17 protein-coding genes and 1 pseudogene are annotated in these 19920 nt (G+C 70.7%); 3 read left to right on the plus strand and 15 right to left on the minus strand.

Annotation, left to right across the window (positions count from 1 at the left end; genetic code table 11):
- Positions 1 to 86 precede the first annotated feature (86 nt).
- The 7 genes from ATC03_RS13165 to ATC03_RS13195 form a co-directional block, all read right to left on the minus strand.
- On the minus strand, positions 87 to 431 hold the full coding sequence (locus ATC03_RS13165; RefSeq protein ID WP_067877886.1) for a peptidase: 345 nt from the start codon (positions 429 to 431) through the stop codon (positions 87 to 89).
- Entirely contained in the window at positions 428 to 1606 is a 1179-nt protein-coding gene (locus ATC03_RS13170; RefSeq protein ID WP_067877889.1) for an inorganic phosphate transporter, read from the minus strand. The genes ATC03_RS13165 and ATC03_RS13170 overlap by 4 nt, the downstream gene beginning before the upstream one ends.
- Positions 1607 to 1709: 103 nt before the next feature.
- Positions 1710 to 2192 (minus strand): 8-oxo-dGTP diphosphatase, encoded by a 483-nt coding sequence (locus tag ATC03_RS13175; RefSeq protein WP_067877891.1) that lies wholly within the window; start codon positions 2190 to 2192, stop codon positions 1710 to 1712.
- Between the two features lie 37 nt (positions 2193 to 2229).
- Positions 2230 to 3261, minus strand: a complete 1032-nt coding sequence (locus tag ATC03_RS13180; RefSeq protein WP_067877896.1) for a 6-phosphofructokinase — start codon at positions 3259 to 3261, stop codon at positions 2230 to 2232.
- A 145-nt stretch (positions 3262 to 3406) separates the two neighbouring features.
- Entirely contained in the window at positions 3407 to 5530 is a 2124-nt protein-coding gene (locus ATC03_RS13185; protein ID WP_067877899.1) for a DEAD/DEAH box helicase, read from the minus strand.
- A 275-nt stretch (positions 5531 to 5805) separates the two neighbouring features.
- Positions 5806 to 6537, minus strand: a complete 732-nt coding sequence (locus tag ATC03_RS13190; RefSeq protein ID WP_067877902.1) for a ZIP family metal transporter — start codon at positions 6535 to 6537, stop codon at positions 5806 to 5808.
- A gap of 81 nt (positions 6538 to 6618) precedes the next feature.
- Entirely contained in the window at positions 6619 to 8601 is a 1983-nt protein-coding gene (locus tag ATC03_RS13195; RefSeq protein ID WP_084003486.1) for a DUF2207 family protein, read from the minus strand.
- A gap of 78 nt (positions 8602 to 8679) precedes the next feature.
- On the opposite strand from ATC03_RS13195, the gene ATC03_RS13200 reads away from it, so the two are divergent.
- Complete coding sequence (locus ATC03_RS13200; RefSeq protein ID WP_055859231.1) at positions 8680 to 8958, plus strand: metal-sensitive transcriptional regulator; 279 nt, start codon at positions 8680 to 8682, stop codon at positions 8956 to 8958.
- Positions 8951 to 9652: pseudogene (gene mmuM, locus ATC03_RS21030) on the plus strand (homocysteine S-methyltransferase); the annotation flags it as partial. The gene ATC03_RS13200 and the pseudogene mmuM, both read left to right, overlap by 8 nt.
- Positions 9653 to 9687: 35 nt before the next feature.
- Here mmuM and ATC03_RS13205 read toward each other — a convergent pair.
- The 8 genes from ATC03_RS13205 to ATC03_RS13240 form a co-directional block, all read right to left on the minus strand.
- Positions 9688 to 10716 (minus strand): glycerophosphodiester phosphodiesterase, encoded by a 1029-nt coding sequence (locus ATC03_RS13205; RefSeq protein WP_084003487.1) that lies wholly within the window; start codon positions 10714 to 10716, stop codon positions 9688 to 9690.
- Positions 10717 to 10860: 144 nt separating this feature from the next.
- Positions 10861 to 12330, minus strand: coding sequence for an SDR family oxidoreductase (locus tag ATC03_RS13210; RefSeq protein WP_084003742.1), 1470 nt, complete (start codon positions 12328 to 12330; stop codon positions 10861 to 10863).
- A gap of 29 nt (positions 12331 to 12359) precedes the next feature.
- Positions 12360 to 12683, minus strand: coding sequence for a hypothetical protein (locus ATC03_RS13215; protein ID WP_227820095.1), 324 nt, complete (start codon positions 12681 to 12683; stop codon positions 12360 to 12362).
- 169 nt (positions 12684 to 12852) lie between these two features.
- Positions 12853 to 14064: a Fic family protein gene (locus ATC03_RS13220; protein ID WP_227820096.1), complete on the minus strand. Its 1212-nt coding sequence runs from the start codon at positions 14062 to 14064 to the stop codon at positions 12853 to 12855.
- A 299-nt stretch (positions 14065 to 14363) separates the two neighbouring features.
- Positions 14364 to 15224 (minus strand): aldehyde dehydrogenase family protein, encoded by an 861-nt coding sequence (locus tag ATC03_RS13225; protein WP_067877915.1) that lies wholly within the window; start codon positions 15222 to 15224, stop codon positions 14364 to 14366.
- Entirely contained in the window at positions 15221 to 16816 is a 1596-nt protein-coding gene (locus ATC03_RS13230; RefSeq protein WP_084003489.1) for an aldehyde dehydrogenase family protein, read from the minus strand. The genes ATC03_RS13225 and ATC03_RS13230 overlap by 4 nt, the downstream gene beginning before the upstream one ends.
- 13 nt (positions 16817 to 16829) lie before the next feature.
- Positions 16830 to 17837, minus strand: a complete 1008-nt coding sequence (gene deoC / locus ATC03_RS13235; RefSeq protein ID WP_067877923.1) for a deoxyribose-phosphate aldolase — start codon at positions 17835 to 17837, stop codon at positions 16830 to 16832.
- A 62-nt stretch (positions 17838 to 17899) separates the two neighbouring features.
- Positions 17900 to 18844, minus strand: a complete 945-nt coding sequence (locus ATC03_RS13240) for a sugar-binding transcriptional regulator (protein WP_067877926.1) — start codon at positions 18842 to 18844, stop codon at positions 17900 to 17902.
- Between the two features lie 117 nt (positions 18845 to 18961).
- Between ATC03_RS13240 and ATC03_RS13245 the strand changes: the two genes are divergently transcribed.
- Positions 18962 to 19909, plus strand: coding sequence for an ROK family protein (locus ATC03_RS13245; RefSeq protein WP_227820097.1), 948 nt, complete (start codon positions 18962 to 18964; stop codon positions 19907 to 19909).
- Positions 19910 to 19920 lie beyond the last annotated feature (11 nt).

Raw genomic sequence — 19920 nt, forward strand, 5'->3', positions numbered from 1 at the left:
GGGACGGGCGCGTTCGGGCGCGACCGACGGTTGGACTGGCGGGAATTGAGTTATAGCAGCAGCTGACGTGCCGGCAGAAGGGCCGGTCAGCTGAAGATCTTGAAGAGGTGCTCGCCGATGATGAGGTAGACGCCCACGACCACGGCGATGGCGCTCAGGGCGAAGCTCGCGTAGGCGCCGACGAGGGCGGCGCGCTTCTGGCCTTCGGTGAGCGGGCTCTTGCGGGCGGCCTTGGCCGCCTGCTTCTCGGCCTTGCGGATCTCGGCGGGCGTCACGATGGTGATCGCATCGGTGAATTCGGCCGGCGTGATGACCGGCGTGCGGCCGGAGATGGTGAGCAGGCGGATGCCGAGGGCGTATGCCGAGACCACGGTGCAGGCGCCGACGAGCGCCGACACGAGCACGAGCAGGAATGCGAGCCAGTCGATCACTTGGTCACCTTGCCCTTCGGCTTCGGGTTGCGCTTGATCTTCACGGCGCGGCCGGAATCGGCGACCTCGCTCGTGACGTTCGATGCCGAGACCTCGTTGCGCTGGGAGAGCATGAAGATGAGGATGATCACGCCTGCGCCCACGACGGCGTCGAGGAGCACGCCGATGGGGCCGAGCAGTGCGAGGTACGCGGCGATCGCGCCGACGCCGCCGGCGGCGGGCAGCGTGAGCAGCCAGCCGATGCCGATGCGGCCGGCTGTGCGCCAGCGCACCTTGGACCCGCGACGGCCGAGGCCGGAGCCGATGACCGACCCCGAGGCGACCTGCGTGGTCGAGAGGGCGAAGCCGACGTGGCTCGACGCGAGGATCGTCGCGGCGGTCGCGGTCTCGGCGGCGAAGCCCTGCGCGGGCTTGACGTCGGTGAGGCCGGTGCCGAGGGTGCGGATGATGCGCCATCCGCCCATGTAGGTGCCGAGCGCGATCGCGATCGCGCACGTGACGATGACCCAGGTCTGCACTTCGTCGCCGGAGCTCTGCAGGCCCGCGGCGACCAGCGTGAGCGTGATGACGCCCATGGTCTTCTGCGCATCGTTCGTGCCGTGCGCGAGCGCGACGAGCGACGACGAGAAGATCTGCGCGAACCGGAAGCCCGAGCGGCCATCGGGCTTGCCGTCGTAGCGGCGGGTGATGGCGTAGGCGAGCTTGGTCGCGAGGTAGGCGATGAGGCCGGCCGTGAGCGGCGCGAGGATCGCGGGGAGGATGACCTTCGAGACCACGACGCCGAAGTCGACGGCACCGATTCCGGCGCCGACGATCGCGGCGCCGATGAGGCCGCCGAACAGGGCATGGCTCGACGACGACGGCAGGCCGAGCAACCACGTCACCATGTTCCAGACGACCGCGCCGATGAGGCCCGCGAAGATGAGCTGGGGCGTGATCAGCACGCCGCCATCGCCCTCCTTGATGATGCCGCCCGAGATGGTCTTGGCTACTTCGGTCGAGAGGAACGCGCCGACGAGGTTGAGGACCGCAGCGAGGGCGACCGCCACCTTCGGCCGCAGCGCACCGGTCGCGATGGGCGTGGCCATCGCGTTCGCGGTGTCGTGGAAGCCGTTGGTGAAGTCGAAGAAGAGGGCCAGTGCGATGACCAGCACGACGATGAGGGTGAGATCCACCGGCGTCTTTCTTGGATCGGACTTTGGATCGGTGTCGAAGAATCACCGGATGAACGTGGCGGACGCCGACAACGTTGAACAGACGGCGAACGCCGGGTAAATCCTACGCGACGCCGTTGCGCTCCTCTACCACGCTGGCGAGGTCGGCCCCGAAGACGAACGTGCGGCGAACGGCGCCCCCGTCGAGCACTCCGGGCAGCCAGAATCGCGCGTCGTCCCACATCCGCGCGTACGGCACCGCGTCGAGCGCGAACCACTCGGGTTCGAGCTCATCGGATGCCGCGGGCTCGCCGCTCCAGCGACGGGCCACGAACACGCTCGACTCCTGGCTCCACGCCTCGCGGTGCGGGAAGTGGTACGTCAGCAGGCCGCGCGGCTCGAGGTCGGACGCCGCGACGCGGATGCCCGTCTCCTCGAGCACCTCGCGCACCGCGGCCTCCGTCGCCGACTCCCCCGGCTCGAGCTTGCCGCCGGGGCCGACGAACCTGCCGACGCCCAGGCCGTGACGCTTGCGCCCCAGCAGCACCTCGGTGCGACCGTCGTGCTCGCGCAGCAGGTAGCAGACGCAGACCTGTGGCAGCGGCATCCGTACGTCTCGATTCGCGTCGACCGACCTGGACGGCTCAGCCGAAGAGGATCTTCGCCTCGTCGTAGCGGGCCTGGGGCACCTGGTTGAGCGTGCCGACGGCGTCGGCGATCGAGACGGTCGCGATGCTGGTTCCGCGCAGCGTGACCATCGACCCCCAGGCGTCGTTGTACGCCGCGTCGACGGCGGCCATGCCGAGACGCGTGGCGAGCACGCGGTCGAAGGCGGTCGGCTCGCCACCGCGCTGGATGTGGCCGAGCACGGTCGCACGCGACTCGATGCCCGTGCGCTCCTCGATCATGGGCGCGAGGAGTTCGGCGATGCCGCCGAGACGCGGGCGGTTGAAGGCGTCGAGGCCCTTATGCGAGTGCGCCTCCTCCATGCCCTCGAACTTGAAGCCCTCGGCGACGACGACGAGCGGCGCACGGCCGCGGTCGCGCACCGACTCGACCCACTCGGTGATCTGCTCGATGGTCTGCGGCTGCTCGGGGATGAGGATCGCGTGCGCGCCGCCGGCCATGCCGGAGTGCAGGGCGATCCAGCCGACGTGTCGGCCCATGACCTCGAGCACCATGCAGCGGCCGTGCGAGTCGGCCGTCGTGCGCAGGCGGTCGATCGCCTCGGTCGCGATCTGCACCGCGGTGTCGAAGCCGAACGAGTAGTCGGTGGCCGCGAGGTCGTTGTCGATGGTCTTCGGCACGCCGATGACCTTGATGCCGCCCTCGTCGTAGAGGCGGCGGGCCGCGGTGAGCGTGCCCTCGCCGCCGATCGCGACGATCGCGTCGATGCCGTTGCGGTCGAGCATGGCCTGGATCTTCTCGGGCCCGCCGCCCTCGCCCTCGAACGGGTTGGTGCGGCTGGAGCCGAGGATCGTGCCGCCCTGCTTGGCGAGGCCTCGCACGTCGTGGCGCACGATGGGCATGAGGTCTTCTTCGACGACGCCGCGCCAGCCGTTGCGGAAGCCGACGAACTCGGTGTCGTACGAGATGACGCCCTTCAGCACCATGCCGCGGATGACCGCGTTCAGACCGGGGCAGTCGCCGCCCGAGGTGAGGATTCCGATCTTCATGTCGCCTGGGACTCCTTGGTGTTGGGAAAAGGTCGCTGGAGCCGCTTCATCGGGGCACGACGTTCGGAAGTCTAGCGAACCTCGACTCTGGTGCGAGCACTCGACGGGTCGGCCGCCGCACGGGCCGGCCGACCCCGTCGAGGCGTTACAGCGCGCCGTCGAGCGCCGCGCGCAGCAGGTGCTGCAGCGCGTCGAGCTGCACCGAGTCGGCCGAGCCCGGCTCGACGTCCTGGCCGTCGAGCGCACGGGCGGCGAGCCCCTGCTTGGAGTCGATGAGCTCGGCGATGCGCGCGTCGATCGTGTGCGCGGCGATGATGCGCCACGCGGTGACCGGTTCGTCCTGACCGATGCGGTGCACGCGGTCGATCGCCTGCGTCTGCTCGGCGGCGGTCCAGCTGAGCTCGGCGAGCACGACGTTCGACGCCGCCTGGAGGTTGACGCCGACGCCGGCGGCCGTGAGCGAGCAGACCGCGACCGCGACATCCGGGTCGTTGTTGAACGCGTCGATGGCGGCCTGACGCTGCAGCGCGGTCTGATCGCCGCGGAGCGACACCGTGCGGAGGTCGCGTGCGGCGAGCGCCGACTCGGCCTGGTCCATGACGTCGATGTGCTTGGCGAAGAACACGACCTTGCCGACCGAGCGGGCGAGCTGTGCGGCGTAGTCGGCCGCGAGTCCGGCCTTCGCCTGGCCGATCTTGCGCACCATCGTGAAGACGTTCTCGCCCGACTTCGCGGACTTCGACTCCTCGAGCTCGGCGCTCGCGACCGCGCGGATGTACTGGTCGCGCTGGTCGTCGTCGAGGTCGCCGACGCGCAGGTTGCGGGCCTCGACGAGCGCACGGAATCGACCGACGAGACGGTTGCCGAGCTCGCGTTCGGCGGCGCGCACCGAACGGCCGAGCTCGTCGTCGAGCTCGACGGGCAGGTCGGCGATGCGCTTGGCGGGCAGGTCGGCGGCGACGTCGACCTTTCGGCGGCGCACGATGCCGAGGTCGATCACGGTTCGACGTGCGGCCGGGTAGAAGCCGGCATCAGCGGGTGTAAGCCCGTTCTCCTCGAGCAGCCCGAGCAGCTGCGGCGAGGGCTTGTCGCCCTCGATCCAGCCGAGGAACTGCCAGATCGCGCGGAAGTCGTCGACGTCGTTGATGAGCGGCGTGCCGGTCAGGGCGAGCAGCAGCGGGTCGCCCCCTGGCGCCGCTCGACGGATGCGGTCGGCGAGCGCGAGCACGTTCTTCGAGCGCTGCGACTGCAGGTTCTTGATGAAGTGCGCCTCGTCGACGACCATGCCGCGGAACCCGAGGGTCGACAGCCACGCCATGTGCCGGTCGAGCACGTCGTAGTTGACGACGACCACGTCGGCGAACGCATCGAGCGTGGCGCCGTCGCCGTGGATGACGGTCGCGCGGCGGTGCGGAGTCCAGCGTTCGACCTCGCGTGCCCAGTTCATCTTCACGACGTTGGGCACGACGGCGAGCAGCGGGTACGCATCGGAGACGGATGCCGCGAGCACCGACTGCGCGGTCTTGCCGAGTCCGGGCTCGTCGGCGAGCAGGAACGTACGGTGTCCCTCGCGGGCGGCCTCGATGAAGCGCGCCTGGTGCTTCATGAGCTCGAGGCCGCGCGGAGCGAGCCGGTCGAGCTTGGGCGCCTCTGGCAGGTCCATCGAGGCGGCCTGGCCGCCGGAGCCCTGTTCGAAGGCCTTGAACAACGGGCCGAGCAGCTCCCAGTTCGCGAGCCGGCGCACGGGGGCCGGCGGCGCGACGGGCTTGGAGAAGTCGGGCGCGAGGAAGGGGTTCGCGAGCTGTCGCGACTTCACCGAGGCCGGGATCACCTGGTTCTCGGCGAGCACGGGCTTGACCTCGGCCTCGCGCGTGATGATGAGCTCGTCGGGGCTGAGTTCGGCGCCCGACTCGAGCAGCCAGTCGCGACGGAACCGCTGCGCGACCGTCGAGATCGAGGCATCCGGCTCGAGCAGGGTGATGAGGCTCGTGTCGCGCGCGGCGGTCTTCGCGAGGATCTGCGCGATGCCGTCGAGCCGCTTCAGCAGCTCGGGGCGCGAGCTGTCGGGTACATCGGGGTCGGACTTCACGCGGGCGCGCTCCTCGCGCATGAGGAGCGCGATGACCTGGAACTTGGTGCGGTTCGTCGGCCCGAGCTTGCCCTTCTGGGCCTTCTGCTCGACCTCGCGCACCTTGCGCGCGAGGATCGGGATGATGGGTGCGTCGTCGTCGCGTGAACGCGTTCGCTGACGCTGCCTCGTCTGGGCCATGATCCTCCGGGGTATCGGGGCTCGTCTCTGGGCGCCTGCCCGTCACCGATCTCGGCGGCCGGCACCGCTCGGCGCATCGCGTGATGCGGCCGGGTGCGGTACTGGCGAACCATTGCTCGAGGAGGAGCACTGCTCGAGGAGAAACACTGTCCGAGCAGCATGCGGGCGGGGCTCGCATGGTCGGACGAAGAACGGGTTCGCCTGGGCGCAGAGCCCATTCTAGCCGCAGTGGGCCGGATGCCGCGAAAACACGCGCGGGAATGCTCGAGTGGGGCTCAGCCGGCCACGTGCACGGCGTAGCTGAGCAGGAACCCGGAGGTCGCCAGCAGGCCGGTGTACCCGTGCGTCGTGCGGAACGCCTCGGGGATCATCGTGTCGCAGATCATCGCGAGGATCGCTCCCGCGGCGAGCGCGGTGATGAACGCGGTGAGGCCGCCGTCGGCCCCGTCGAGCAGCACGAAGCCGAGCAGTGCGGCGACGGCGCTCGCGAGGGCGATGCCCGTCCACAGCAGGAACACGTACCGGGCCGAGCGCCCCTCGTCCTTCAGCGCGGCGGTGCTCGAGAGCCCCTCCGGCACGTTCGAGATGATGATGGCCACCAGCACGGGCACGCTGACGCCCTGCCCGCCGACCATGCTGAGACCGAGCACGGCCGATTCGGGGATGCCGTCGAGCAGCGCGCCGAGCGCGATGCCGATGCCGGTGCCCGAGTTCTCGCCCGAGCCGCGCCGGTTGCGCTGGTCCAGCCGGTCGAGCAGGTTGTTCGCGAATACGTAGACGATCGCCCCGACCGCGAAGCCGCCGACGGTCGGCCAGAACCCGCCCTCGTCCTGCGCCTCGAGCACGAGGTCGAACGCGAGCGCCGAGATGAGCACGCCCGAGCCGAACGCCATGACCGAGGCCACGATCGTCGCGGGCACCTTGACCGTCCAGGCGATCACCGCGCCGACGAGCAGTGCCGCGCCCGCGCCGAGGCCGGCGAGCGCCGCCCAGACCCAGTCCTGCATCACGCCGTCGCCTCCATCTCGTGCTTCGGCTCGGATCGCTCGTGCTTCGGCTGCTTCGGCTCAGATCTCTCGTACGTCGCCTCAGACACCGCCGCCACCGCCACCGCCGCCGCCGCCGCCCGACGACCCGCCGCCGCCGGACCCCGATGACGACGAGCTCGACGACGAGCCCGACCACGACGTGGTCGAGGTGCTCGTGAACGACGAGACGGCCACCGCGAACCGCGCGGAGTCGAACGCGGAGGTGCCGGCGTACCATCCGGGCTCCTGTCCGTTCACCTCGTAGAGGGCGGCGAGCTCGCGCAGCCAGTGCTTCTCGAGGCCGAACAGCGCCGCGTACGGCAGCAGTCGCTCGGTCAGGCGCAGCACCTCGGCGGGGTCGGCCACGGTCGAGGTGACGGATGCCGCGGCATCCGTCGGTCCGTACGGCGAAGCCTGGCCCGGCTGAACACCGCCGGTCCGGGGCACGCCGTCGCGCACGGGGTCTCGGAGCGCCCCGCTCGGGCTCTGCAGCATGCGGATGCGGTCGGCCTCCGCGAGCCGGATGAACAGCCGCAGCCCCTCGAGGTGGTCGTGCACGCGCCGGCCTTCGACGGTGAGCGGGCGCACCCCCGCGACCGCGATCGCCGTGGCGAGCGCGAACACGACGCACACGAACAGCGGCAGCAGCGGCCAGAACCCGCCCATGGCGTTGTCGAGCGCGATGACCGCGCCGATGAAGCCGATCACGGAGAGGGTGAAGGCGGCCACGGCGATGCCGATGCGCCCGCCGAGCGCCGGACTCCGCCGGAGGCCGGTCTCGACGGTTCGACGCGCGACGGCCTTGCGGATCGAGAGCAGCCGCTGTCCCAGCGTCGTCGACTTCGAGCTCAGCGAGCGCTCCTGACCGACGGTCGGGTGGTCGCTGAAGAGCGCGCGCACGACGGACTGCGCGTCGAGGTCGCCGAGCGGCCCGCCCATGAACTGCACCGAGTAGGCCTTGCTGCCGCGGTCGAGGATCCGCACCTCGCGGGCGACCGCACGTTCGAGGATCGTGGCGGTCACGCCGCGCGACGGCTGGCCGACCAGGTCGGCGGCGGTGAGCGCACTGATGCCGGCCGGGGGCTCGTACTGCGCGATGATCGTGCCGCGAGGGGCGCTGCGCCAGCTCGTGAGTCGCAGCACCAGCGCGAGCAGGAACAGGGCGAGCACGATGACCGCGCACACCGCCGAGGTCATCGCAGCGGGGGACGACGTGAACGCCTCGTCGCGCGGCACGAACGTGCCCGGCTCGAAGGCGGCCGCGATGGTCACGTTCTCGTACGGGCCGATCGCGTTCGCCTGCGCGACGAGCAGCGGCTGCTCGGGGGTCTCCCCCTGCTGCAGCGTCTCGCAGGGCGTGCCGGAACCCGAGCCGCCGCGATAGCACGCGGCCTGTCCGGTGAACGCGGCGGCCAGCGCCTCGTCGACGCGCAGTTCGGCGCGCACGACCCCGAAGGGCTGCGCCCACCCGGTGCCGTTGACGTCCCAGTAGAACTCGTCGATCGGGGCGTCGTCGGGCTGCAGGGTCACGTTGTGCTGCCGGTAGGTGATGACGTAGGTCTGCTCGCCGTGCACGTAGGCGTCACCGGCGATCGTGACGAGCAGGAACTCGTCGTCGTCGTCGGTCTCGGTGTCGAACGCACGCGGCTGGCCCGCGGCATCCGTCACCGACTGCACCTGGACGTCGATCGGGTGACCCTCGTAGTCGAGCGGGATCGCCCGCCGGATGCCGCGGTTCTGGTCGTACTCGGGGAACACGGCGACGAGCGTCTCGGTCGTCTCGAGCACCGAACGGCCGCCCTCGTCGCGGCCGAGCACGAACACCGCGTCGAACGACGCGAAGGTGAAATCGTCGACGCCGGCCGGCACGGCGGTCACGGGCGAGGCGACGGATGCCGCGGCGCGCGCGGCTGCGTCGGCCTGCCCGGATGCCTCCGCCACTGGCCCCGCCGCCATCGCGGGAGCGGCCGCCACGGCGGGCGCCACCGTCAGGAGCAACCCGAGCAGCACCGCTGCCCCGCCATGCAGGAGTCTGGTCGCCATGCGCCAACGCTAGCGCCTCCGGCCGCATCGGGAGAGGTACCCCCGGGGGTACTTGCCGAACGGGCTTACCATGGAGGGGTGATCGAGGACATCAAGAAGCGCGCCCTGCACCGCACGAAGATCATCGAGGGCCAGCTGCGCGGCATCGAGAAGATGATCGAGAACGAGGACTACTGCGTCGACATCATCACGCTCTCGCTCGCGGTGCAGAAGTCGCTCGGCTCGCTCAACAAGCTCCTCGTCGAGAACCACCTGCGCACGCACGTGAGCGAGATGTACGAGGCCGGCGGCGAGCAGCGCGAGGCCGCGGTGGCCGAGCTGATCCGCATCTTCGAGCTGTCGAACAACCGTGGGTGACGCGGGCGACTCGTCCGCCGACGCACTGCTCCGCGCGATCGCGGGCCGCCCGCTCGTCGTCGACGGCGGGCTCGGCACGCTGCTCACCGATCGGGGGGCGGATGTCGCGGCTCCGCTCTGGAGCGCGCAGACGCTGCTCGAACAGCCCGACGCCATCTTCGCCGCGCACCGCGACTACTTCGCGGCCGGCGCCGACGTCGCGGTGACCGCGTCGTACCAGGTCTCAGAGACGGGGTTCGCGTCGGTCGGGCGCGACGCCCGCGAAGCCCGGCGCATGCTCGCCCGCAGCGTCGAGCTCGCCGCCCGGGCGCGCGACGAGGCCGGCCGCGGATGGGTCGCCGCCTCGGTCGGGCCGTACGGCGCGTCGCTCGCCGACGGCTCGGAGTATCGCGGCGACGACGGCCTCACCGTCGCCGAACTGCGCGCCTGGCACCACGACCGCCTGCACCTGCTCGCCGACTCGGGTGCTGACCTCGTCGCCGTCGAGACGATCCCGTCGCTCCGCGAGGTCGACGCGCTCGTGGCCGAGCTCGAGGGCGCCGGCATCCGCGCCTGGATCGCCGTGACGCCCGACGACGGACGCCTTCGCACGGGCGAGCCGCTCGCCGACGCATTCGGGCTTGCGGCGGCATCCGATCGCGTGATCGCGGTGGGCGTCAACTGCTGCCCGCCCGAGCAGGTGCTGACCGCCGTCGAGTCGGCCGGCGCCCGGCCGGGGGCGCGCCCTGATCAGGTGCCCGGAGCCGTCACCGCCAGCCACTCGTCGAGCTCGCTCGGTTCATCGGTGATGATGCCGTCGACGCCGAGCGCGCCGACCTCCTCCCACTTCTCGTGCGAGTTCAGCGTGTAGCAGAGCACCGCGATCTCGGCCGCGTGCAACGCCTCGAGCGCCTGCGGCTGCGCGACCACCGATTTCGCGGTCGTGCCGAAGCCGACGAGACCGAGTCGCTGCGCGAGCGGCACCGGATCGGCGGGAAGTTCGCGGATCAGCATGATGCGCGGCGTCGACGGCGCCACCCGCTGCAGGGCGAAGAGCGTCTCGAGGCTGAAGCTCTGCAGCACCACTCGCCCTCGCAGTCCGTGGCGTTCGATGCGATCCACGACCGTGCGCGCCTCGTCGGCCGTCCAGTCGGCCTTCAGCTCGACGAGCGCTCGGGCGTCGGGCCGCTCGGCGAGGGCGGTGAGGAACTCGTCGAGCGTCGGCATCCGCTCGCCCGCGAACTCGTCGCCGTACCAGGCACCCACGTCGAGCTTGCGGAGGGCGGCCTCGTCGAGGTCGCCGACCGACCGGTGATCGCCGGTGATGCGCTCGAGGTCGGTGTCGTGGAAGAGCATGGGCACGCCGTCGCGGCTGAGCTGCACGTCGGTCTCGACGAAGGCGAGCCGGTCCATCGCGAGCTCGAGCGAGGTCATGGTGTTCTCGGGCGCGGTCGCGCGGTCGCCGCGGTGCCCGACGATGAAGGCGGGCTCCCCCGGTGCTCGGAGCGCGCCGAACACGTCGCGAGCCGTCGCACTCGTCGGGATGCCGGTGACGATCAGCGCGAGCGACACGGCCGCGATGCCCACCGCACCGAGGAGCACGCGCACGGAGCGCCTGGGCGGATGGGCGAGGCGGTGCAGCACGCGGGCTCGTGCGGGCCGCTTCGGGCGTGCGGCGCCGGCGGTGGTCGTGGAGTCCTGCCGGGGTGCGTCCTGGTCGTTCGGGGCGGCCGGGAGCAGCGCGATCGTCGGGGCGATCGCACGGATGGTGCGAGTCACGGGTTCGGGCCTTTCCACCGATCGCGCGGCGTTGCGCGATGGTGCCCGTCACTCTAGCAAAGAGCGTTACCGTTTCGTTACCAATTGTTCATCCCGAATCGCGGGTCGGTGCTCCGCTCGGTCGAGGGCGCTCCGGATGCCGCGTCACGCGCGTTCGTCGGCCTCGGCCTCGGCGGTGATGCGGTTCGCCATGCCCGAGAAGATCACGCCGTGGAACGGGAGGATGCCCCACCAGTAGAGGCGTCCGGCGAGACCCTTCGGGAAGAACACGGCCCGCTGCCGGTAGCGCGCGCCGCCACCGGACGGCAAGGGCTCGGCCGACAACTCCAGCCACGCACGCCCCGGAACCCGCATCTCCGCGCGGAGTCGCAGGAACGCCCCGCGCTCGATCGCCTCGACCCGCCAGAAGTCGACCGCGTCACCCACGTGCAGCGTCTCGGGGTCGAGTCGCCCACGGCGAAGCCCGACGCCGCCCGTGAGCTTGTCGATCCACCCGCGCAGCGCCCACGCGAGCGGGAACGAGTACCAGCCGTTCTCGCCGCCGACGCCCTCGATGACGCGCCACAGTGCCCCCGGCGTCGCACGGGACTCGCGCTCGCGCTCGTCGACGTAGACCATGTGGCCCGCCCAGTCGGGATCGCTCGGCAGTGGATCGCTCGGAGCTCCGGCGACCTCGGCGTTGCGCCAGCTCGTCTCGACCTCGCCCACGCGCTCGCGATCGAGGGCGAGCCGCACGGCGGTGCGGTACGGCAGCAGGCCCTCCTCGGGCGGCGGGATGACGGCGTCGATGTCGTGGTTGTGCATCACGCAGTCGAACTGCAACGACTCGATGATCGGCACCGCGAGTCGACGCGGGATCGGGGTGACCAGGTTGACCCACTGCCCCGCGAGCCACGGCGTCAGCACCGGCAGGGCCGCGATCGGCCGCTGCGGCAGTCCGGCCTCGACCGCGTAGCCGTTCATGAGCTGGCCGTAGCGGTGGATGTCGGGTCCGCCGATGTCGAACGCGCGATTCACGTCGGACGGCACGTCGATGGCGGCGATCAGGTAGTGCAGCACGTCGCGCACCGCGATCGGCTGGATGAAGCTGCGAACCCATCTCGGCGCCGGCATGTAGGGCAGCACCTCGGTGAGGTGGCGGATCATCTCGAACGAGGTCGACCCCGAGCCGATCACGACGCCGGCCTGCAGCACGATCGTCGGGACGCCGGAGCCGAGCAGCACCTCGCCGACGGCGGCGCGCGAACGCAGATGCCGCGACAGCGGCCGGCCCTCTGGGTGCAGCCCTCCGAGGTAGACGATGCGGCGCACGCCGTGACGGGATGCGGCCTCCCCCACCGTGCGCGCGATCTCGAGCTCGGTCGCCTCGAAGTCGCCCTTCGCCCCCATCGAATGCACGAGGTAGTAGACCGCGTCGATGTCGCGCATCGCCGCATCGACGGCGCTCGCGTCCGTGAGGTCGCCCGCGACCACGTCGAGCGAGGCCGACCACGGCACGTCGCGCAGCCGCTCCGGGCGACGCACGAGCACGCGCACCTCGTGCCCGGCCTCGAGGAGGCGCGGCACGAGCCGGCCGCCGATGTACCCGGTCGCGCCCGTCACGAGGATCCGCATGCCGCCCCCTCGCATCAGCCGAGCGACGGTCAGCCGCGCTCGTTTCCCCGACGATAGTTGCCGCTGGCTCGCGCCAACAGGTGCTGCACCCGTGAATCGTCTGCACGTTGAAGTGCGTCGATGAGCCGCGCTGCGTCGCCGCCGCCCACCGTCATCACGGGCCGGCCGCCGCGATACACGATCACGCCGCCGCGACCCGTGAGCCGGTAGTCGAACGGGTCCGACTCGAGTCGGCCACGTTCGTCGGAGGCGCCATTGCGTCCGGACACGGGAATCGCTACTTCATGCTCTTCGTGTGAAGAGATGGGATGGCTTTCGGCATAGGACGCATTCCTTGATTTTGACTGATACACCAGAGGTATTCAGCCTTCCGTCAGGATTCCGCGCGATCAAGTGAGCGCAGTGACAGGAGCCGACCCGCATCTGGATCCCCGTCCGGCGCGTGAAGCTCATCGGTCATTTCACGCGTGTCGCACAAATGTGGTCGGACGCAGCGTGAGGCTGCGGCCCGGGCCCGATCGTTCAGTTCTCGCGCTCGACACGAATGGCGGCGGCGATGCGTACGTTCAGGTCATCGAGCTCATCGAGCACGGCGACTGCCGCCCACACCTGATCGCGCTTCCGACCGGTCACCTCGCGCACGACACCTGTGTCTTCGAGGCGTCGCATCGCTCGATAGGCATTGGCAGTCTCGACGCCGGCGATCCGTTCCGCGTCGGCGGCGGTGATGATCGGATTCTCCAGCAGCGCATCGACCAGCGTCTCCACTGCGCTTCCCCGACGAGGGCGGGCCTCCGCATGCCACTCCCTCGGCAGGTCACGGAAGCTGGTCGCAGTCTTCGCAGCCTCACGGGAGGCTACCTGCGCTCCGAGCGCGAGATCCTGCACGATCGCGTCTGCGTCGCCTTCGCGGTATCGGCCGAGCAGCCCGAAGTAGTGGTTCTGGTCTGCGGCCAGCGCAGACGCGATAGGGATGACGACCGTCTTGGAGACCCCTGTGCGACGAAGCACCGAGTTCAGCAGCGCGCGGCCGATGCGACCATTGCCGTCAGTGAACGGGTGGATCGACTCGAACTGCGCGTGTGCGATCGCGGCCTGTGCGACCGGATGGATATCGTCCCGGTTCACGAATCGGAGCAGGTCGTCCATGTAGCCGTCGACGGTCTCGCCGGGGGGCGGCACGTACAGCGCCCCACGTGGTGAGGAGTCACTTCCGCCGATCCAGTTCTGCATGTCTCGGACTCGGCCGGCGTAGTCGCGTTCGGCGGGATCGTCTTCCATCAGCAACCGGTGCGCATCCAGAATCGCAGGCATCTCGATGACCGTGGCGGAAGCGTCGACGAGCCGAGTGACCGCCTTGGCCGCCGCGACCATGGATACTGCGGCAGCGTTCGACCTGACCCCTCCGATCGCTCGCGCGTACTCATCGGGCGAAGCTTCGACGGACTCGATCTTCGACGACGCCACTGACTCGATCCTGATCAGGAATCGACCGAGCGGCGCCATCAGGTCAGCCGCGTCGTCTTCGAGAGCCGTGGCTTCGCGGACTGCGCGATCGAGCTCTCGGGTCGAGCTCGGGATGAACTCGAGCTCGGCGATCTTCGGCGGCAGCGACACCGCGACCTGGGTGAGCATCCGATCGGCGCGGGAGCCCCGGCGGCCGCGACTCACCCACGGCACCACCGCCGTCTCCTGTGCCGGCCATGCCGCGACGGGCGCACTGTTCTCAGACACGGACGCTCTTGTTCTCAGACACGGACGCTCCTAACCATCAGAAGCATAGCGGTTAATCGCGTTTAGCCTTGATAACCGCGAATAACGAGAGGGCTATTCTCAGTTCTGTGTGCCGCATCTGGAAGCAGGTCGGACCTGCACAATACGCGACGGCACGAAGCGCTCGCGCCACTGCGCTGAGCTGGCGGAGATCGAACGAGAAACCCCCGCAGCGTGATGCTGCGGGGGTCCTTTCTCCCGTCGCTGTGCGAAACGAGCGGCGGCGAAGCGCCACACATCTCACATGATGACGACCTGGACTACCGAAGACTCTTCGTGTGCCAGACCGTCTTGGTCTCGGTGAACGCCGCGATGCGGCCGAGCGCCGGCGCCGCGGCATCCGGACCCTGCTCGGGTCGCAGCACGCGCTTGAGCGTGTCGGCCGCGGCGAACTCGAGGTCGATCCAGTCGAGGTCGCCGGCGCCGACGAGGTCGAGCGCGTTGACATCGGCGTGGCTCGCGAGCCACGGGGCGATCTCGGCGGGCGAGCCCGTGAGCACGTTGACGACGCCCTTCGGCACGTCGCTCGTGGCGAGCACCTCGGCGAGGCTGATCGCCGAGAGCGGGAACCGCTCGCTCGCGATCACGACCACCGCGTTGCCCGCGACGAGCGCGGGGGCGACCGCCGAGACGAACCCGAGCAGCGACGAGTCCTGGGGCGCGACGATCGCGACGACCCCGGTGGGCTCGGGCACCGAGATGTTGAAGTACGGGCCGGCGACCGGGTTCGCGTTGCCCGCGACCTGGGCGAACTTGTCGGCCCAGCCGGCGTACCAGACCCAGCGGTCGATCGCCTCGTCGACCTGAGCGGATGCCGCGGCGCGCGTGACGCCCTCGGCCTCCTCGATCTCGGCGACGAACTGGGCACGGCGGCCCTCGAGCAACTCGGCGATGCGGTAGAGCACCTGTCCGCGGTTGTAGGCCGTGGCGCCCGCCCAGCCGCCGACCGCGGATCGGGCGGCGACGACGGCGTCGCGGGCGTCTTTTCGGGAGCCCTTCGCGGCGTTCGCGAGGAATGCGCCCGATGCCGAACGCACCTCGTAGGTGCGCCCCGACTCGCTGCGCGGGAACGCGCCGCCGATGTAGAGCTTGTAGGTCTTCGGCACGGCGAGGCGGCTCATCGCTTCGATCCCTTCGTCGCAGGCTTGGGCGTTCGGGTCCTCGCCGATCGAGGAGGCCGCGACGCAGCCGTCTCGAGATCAGCGGCCGCGGCATCCGCACCGGCGGCCGTGACCGCAGCGCGCGACGAGCGCGTGAGCGCCGCCTGGGCGCCGACGGGGGCCGGGGCCAGGTACGCGGCAAGGCCGTGACGGCCGCCCTCGCGCCCGTAGCCGGACTCCTTGTAGCCGCCGAACGGCGACGCCGGATCGAACCGGTTGAACGTGTTCGCCCAGATCACGCCGGCGCGCAGCTGGTCTGCGACCGCGAGGATGCGGCTGCCCTTGTCGCTCCAGATGCCGGCCGAGAGACCGTAGGGCGTGTTGTTCGCCTTGGCGATCGCCTCGGCAGGCGTGCGGAACGTGAGCACCGAGAGCACCGGGCCGAAGATCTCGTCGCGCGCGATGCGGCTCGAGGTCTGCACGCCCGTGAAGATCGTGGGCGCGAACCAGAAGCCGTTCTCGGGGATGTCGCACGGGGCGGTCCAGCGCTCGGCGCCCTCGGCCTCGCCGATGTCGGAGAGTTCGCGGATGCGGTCGAGCTGCTCGCGCGAGTTGATGGCGCCGATGTCGGTGTTCTTGTCGAGCGGGTCGCCGAGGCGCAGCGTCGACAGGCGGTTCTTGAGCCGGTCGACGACCTCGTCGTGGATGTTCTCCTGCACGAGCAGGCGCGATCCGGCGCAGCAGACGTGGCCCTGGTTGAAGAAGATGCCGTTGACGATGCCCTCGATCGCCTGGTCGATGGGGGCGTCGTCGAAGACGATGTTCGCAGCCTTGCCGCCGAGTTCGAGCGTGACCTTCTTGTCGGTGCCCGCGACCTCGCGTGCGATCGCCCGGCCGACGCCGGTCGAGCCCGTGAAGGCGACCTTGTCGACGCCGTCGTGGGCGACGAGTGCGGCCCCCGTGTCGCCGGCGCCCGTGATGATGTTCACGACGCCCGCGGGCAGGTCGGCCTGCTGCAGGATCTCGGCGAAGATGAGCGCCGTGAGCGGCGTGGTCTCGGCCGGCTTCAGCACGACCGTGTTGCCGGCCGCGAGGGCCGGCGCGATCTTCCACGCGAGCATGAGCAGCGGGAAGTTCCACGGGATGACCTGGGCGGCGACGCCGAGCGAGCGGGGGTTCGCGCCGAGGCCGGCGTGATCGAGCTTGTCGGCCCAGCCCGCGTAGTAGAAGAACCAGGCGGCCACGAGGGGCACGTCGACGTCGCGCGACTCCTTGATCGGCTTGCCGTTGTCGAGCGACTCGGCCACGGCGAGCTCGCGGGCGCGCTCCTGCACGAGGCGCGCGATGCGGAACAGGTACTTGCCGCGGTCGCGGCCGCTCATGCGCGACCAGGTGCGGTCGTAGGCGCGACGGGCGGCGGCGACGGCGAGGTCGACGTCGGCCTCGTTCGCGTTCGAGATCGTCGCGATGCGCGCCTCGGTCGCGGGCGAGATGGTCTGGAACGGCTCTCCGCGGCCGTCGACGAACTCGCCGTCGATGAAGAGGCCGTACTGGTCGCGCAGGTTCAGGACCGCAGTCGACTCGGGGGCGGGTGCGTATTCGAGGAAGCTCATGCTGGTGCTCGTCTCAGTCGATCGTGACGTAGTCGGGGCCGGAGTAGTGCGACGTGCTCAACTTCTGACGCTGCAGCAGCACGTCGTTCAGCAGGCTCGAGGCGCCGAAGCGGAACAGGTGCGGCTGCAGCCAGTCTTCGCCGACCGTCTCGGCGACGGTCACGAGGTACTTGATCGCGTCTTTCGAGGTTCGGATGCCGCCCGCGGGCTTCACGCCGATGCGCTGGCCGGTCGCGAGGTGCCAGTCGCGAACCACCTCGAGCATGAGCAGCGTCACGGGCAGGGTCGCCGCCGAGGGCACCTTGCCGGTGGAGGTCTTGATGAAGTCGCCGCCCGCGAGGATCGAGAGCCACGATGCGCGACGCACGTTGTCGTAGGTCACCAGTTCGCCGGTCTCGAGGATCACCTTGAGGCTCGCGCTCGTGCCGTCGGGCCTGCGGCAGGCCTCCTTCACGGCCGCGATCTGGTCGAAGACCAGTCCGTAGCGGCCGGCGAGGAACGCGCCGCGGTCGATGACCATGTCGATCTCGTCGGCGCCCGCGGCGACGGCGTCGGCCGTGTCGGCCAGCTTGATCTCGAGCGAGGCGCGCCCGCTCGGGAAGGCGGTGGCGACGGCGGCGACCGAGATGCGTCCGTCGTCGGGGTCGCCGTGCGCTGCGCCGAGCGCATCGACGGCGTACGGCACCATGTCGCCGTACACGCAGACGGCGGCGACGCGCGGCGTCGAGGCATCCGCGGGGTCGGGCGTGATCGCCTTCGCGACGAGCGAGCGCACCTTGCCCGGCGTGTCGGCGCCTTCGAGCGTGGTGAGGTCGATGAGCTCGATGATGCGGTCGAGCGCCCACTGCTTCGACGTGGTCTTGATGCTGCGCGTGCCGAGCCCGGCGGCACGCTGCTCGAGGCCGACCGCGTCGACGCCCGGGATGCCGTGCAGGTACCTGCGCAGCGTCGCGTCGTCGGGTTCGCCGCCGAGCACGGCGAGTGCGCGCTCCCTGGCGGTGATGAGGGATGTGCCTGTCATGGTGAGGACCTGGCTTTCGGTGATTCGGTGAAGGAGGAGCGGCGGCGGCCGGTCGGCGCGCGTCAGCCGTCGAGGAGGTGGAGGGCGGTGGCCTCGTCGGTGACGAGCACCGAGCAGAGGCCGCTGCGCACGACCGCGTCGGCGACCGCGTGCTTGGCACGGCCGGCGATCACGGCGATGCCGAGGGATGCCTCGCGCAGCTCGTCGAGCGTGAGCCCGACCGTTCGCGCATCGAGGGCGGGGTCGACGATGTTGCCGTCGGAGTCGATGTAGCGGCCGACGACGTCGCCGACGGCCCCCTTGGCCACGAGCAGGTCGACGTCGGTCTCGGAGAGGTAGCCGCTCTCGACGTGCACCGAGCTGTGGTCGGCCGCGCCGGCGCTGAAGACGTAGGCGTCGGCCGAGCGGGCGAGGTCGATGACGCCCGCGACGACGCGGTCGGCCTCGATGGCGTGCTTGGTCTCGAGGCGCTCGAGGATCGCCGGGCTCGGCAGCAGCGTGGCGCTGCCGCCGCCCTTCTGGGCGATGCCGACCGCGGTCGCCGCGGCGGTGCCCGGCCGCCGGTTCAGGCTCACGCCGCCGTTGATCTGCACGACGTTGACGCCCGTCGCCCAGCCGTTGCGCAGGTGCTGCGAGATCTCGAAGAGCGTACGGCCCCAGCTGACGCCGAGCGTGCGGGGAACCGGCCGGAGCGAGGTGAGGTAGTCGGCCGCCGCCTGCGCGGTGCGCGCCTGCAGCTCTTCGGCCGAGGCGACCCCCGCCGAGGAGACCACGACGGCGTCGGCGAGCCCGCGTTCGTCGCGCAGGCGACGTTCGATGGGCAGTCGCCGAGCACGCGGGTGCAGGATCTCGATGCGGATGAAGCCCTCGTGCTTGGCCTGCGCGAGGAGCCGCCCGACCTTCCACCGGGTGAGGCGCAGCGCCTGCCCGATCTCGTCTTGGGTCTTGTTCTCCTCGTAGTAGAGCTCAGCCGCTCGGATCGAGAGGAGTTCGTCGATCTCGTCCACACCAGTCCTTCCGCTCACCTCCAGCGTAGGCAGCGCGCCGCTCATCGGCAACACTCGCGTGGAATCGTGCTCATATGAGCATGGATGCCGGATGTGTGCGCGCCCTATGCTGGCGTGGTGAACGTCGGCCCCGTGACCCGCCCGCTCGCCATCGCCCTCGACTTCGGCGGCACGAAGGTCGAAGCGGCCCTCGTCGACGACCACGGCACCGTGATCGCCGCCTCGCGGCATCGCCGGCCGACCGGCCCGACTGCGACGAGCGACGAACTCGAGCAGGCCGTGAGCGAGGTCGTCCTCGCGGCCCGCGCAGCGATCCCCGACGGCACGCCGTTCGTCGGCACCGGCATCGGCTCCGCCGGGCCGATCGCGGTCGCCGACGGCACCGTGTCCCCGCTGAACGTGCCCGCCTGGCGCGACTACCCGCTCGCCTCGCTGATCGCGGCCCTCGTGCCCGACGCGCCGGTCGTGCTGCGCATCGACGGCGTCTGCATCGCGCTCGCCGAGCACTGGATCGGGGCGGGCCGCGGTGCGCACAACCTGCTCGGCATGATCGTCTCCACCGGCGTCGGCGGCGGACTCGTGCTCGGCGACCGCACCGTGCCGAGCCCCACCGGCAACGCCGGGCACATCGGCCACATCGAGGTCGCCGGATTCGACGACCCCTGCGCCTGCGGGGGTCGCGGATGCCTCGAGGCCGTCGCCTCCGGGCCCCGCACCGTCGCCTGGGCGCGCGCGCGCGGCTTCGAGGGCACCACGGGCGAGGATCTCGCCGCTGCGCACGCCGCCGGCGACCCCGTCGCACTCGCGGCCGTCGAACGCGCCGGAACCGCGATCGGCCGTGCCGCGGCATCCGCCTCGAGCCTGCTGGATCTCGACGTCGTCGCCATCGGCGGCGGCTTCAGCCGGGTGTCGCCCGCCCTGTTCGAGCACGCCAGGGCCGCACTCGCCGAACGCGTCGTCTTCGGGTTCGTGACGCGCACGCGCATCGAACCGTCCGCACTATCCGACGAGGGGCCGCTCGTCGGAGCGGCCGCGCTCGTGCACCGGCCGGAGCTCGTCTCCTGACGAAGCTGGCG

Source organism: Agromyces aureus, assembly GCF_001660485.1.
Classification (GTDB): Bacteria; Actinomycetota; Actinomycetes; order Actinomycetales; family Microbacteriaceae; genus Agromyces; species Agromyces aureus.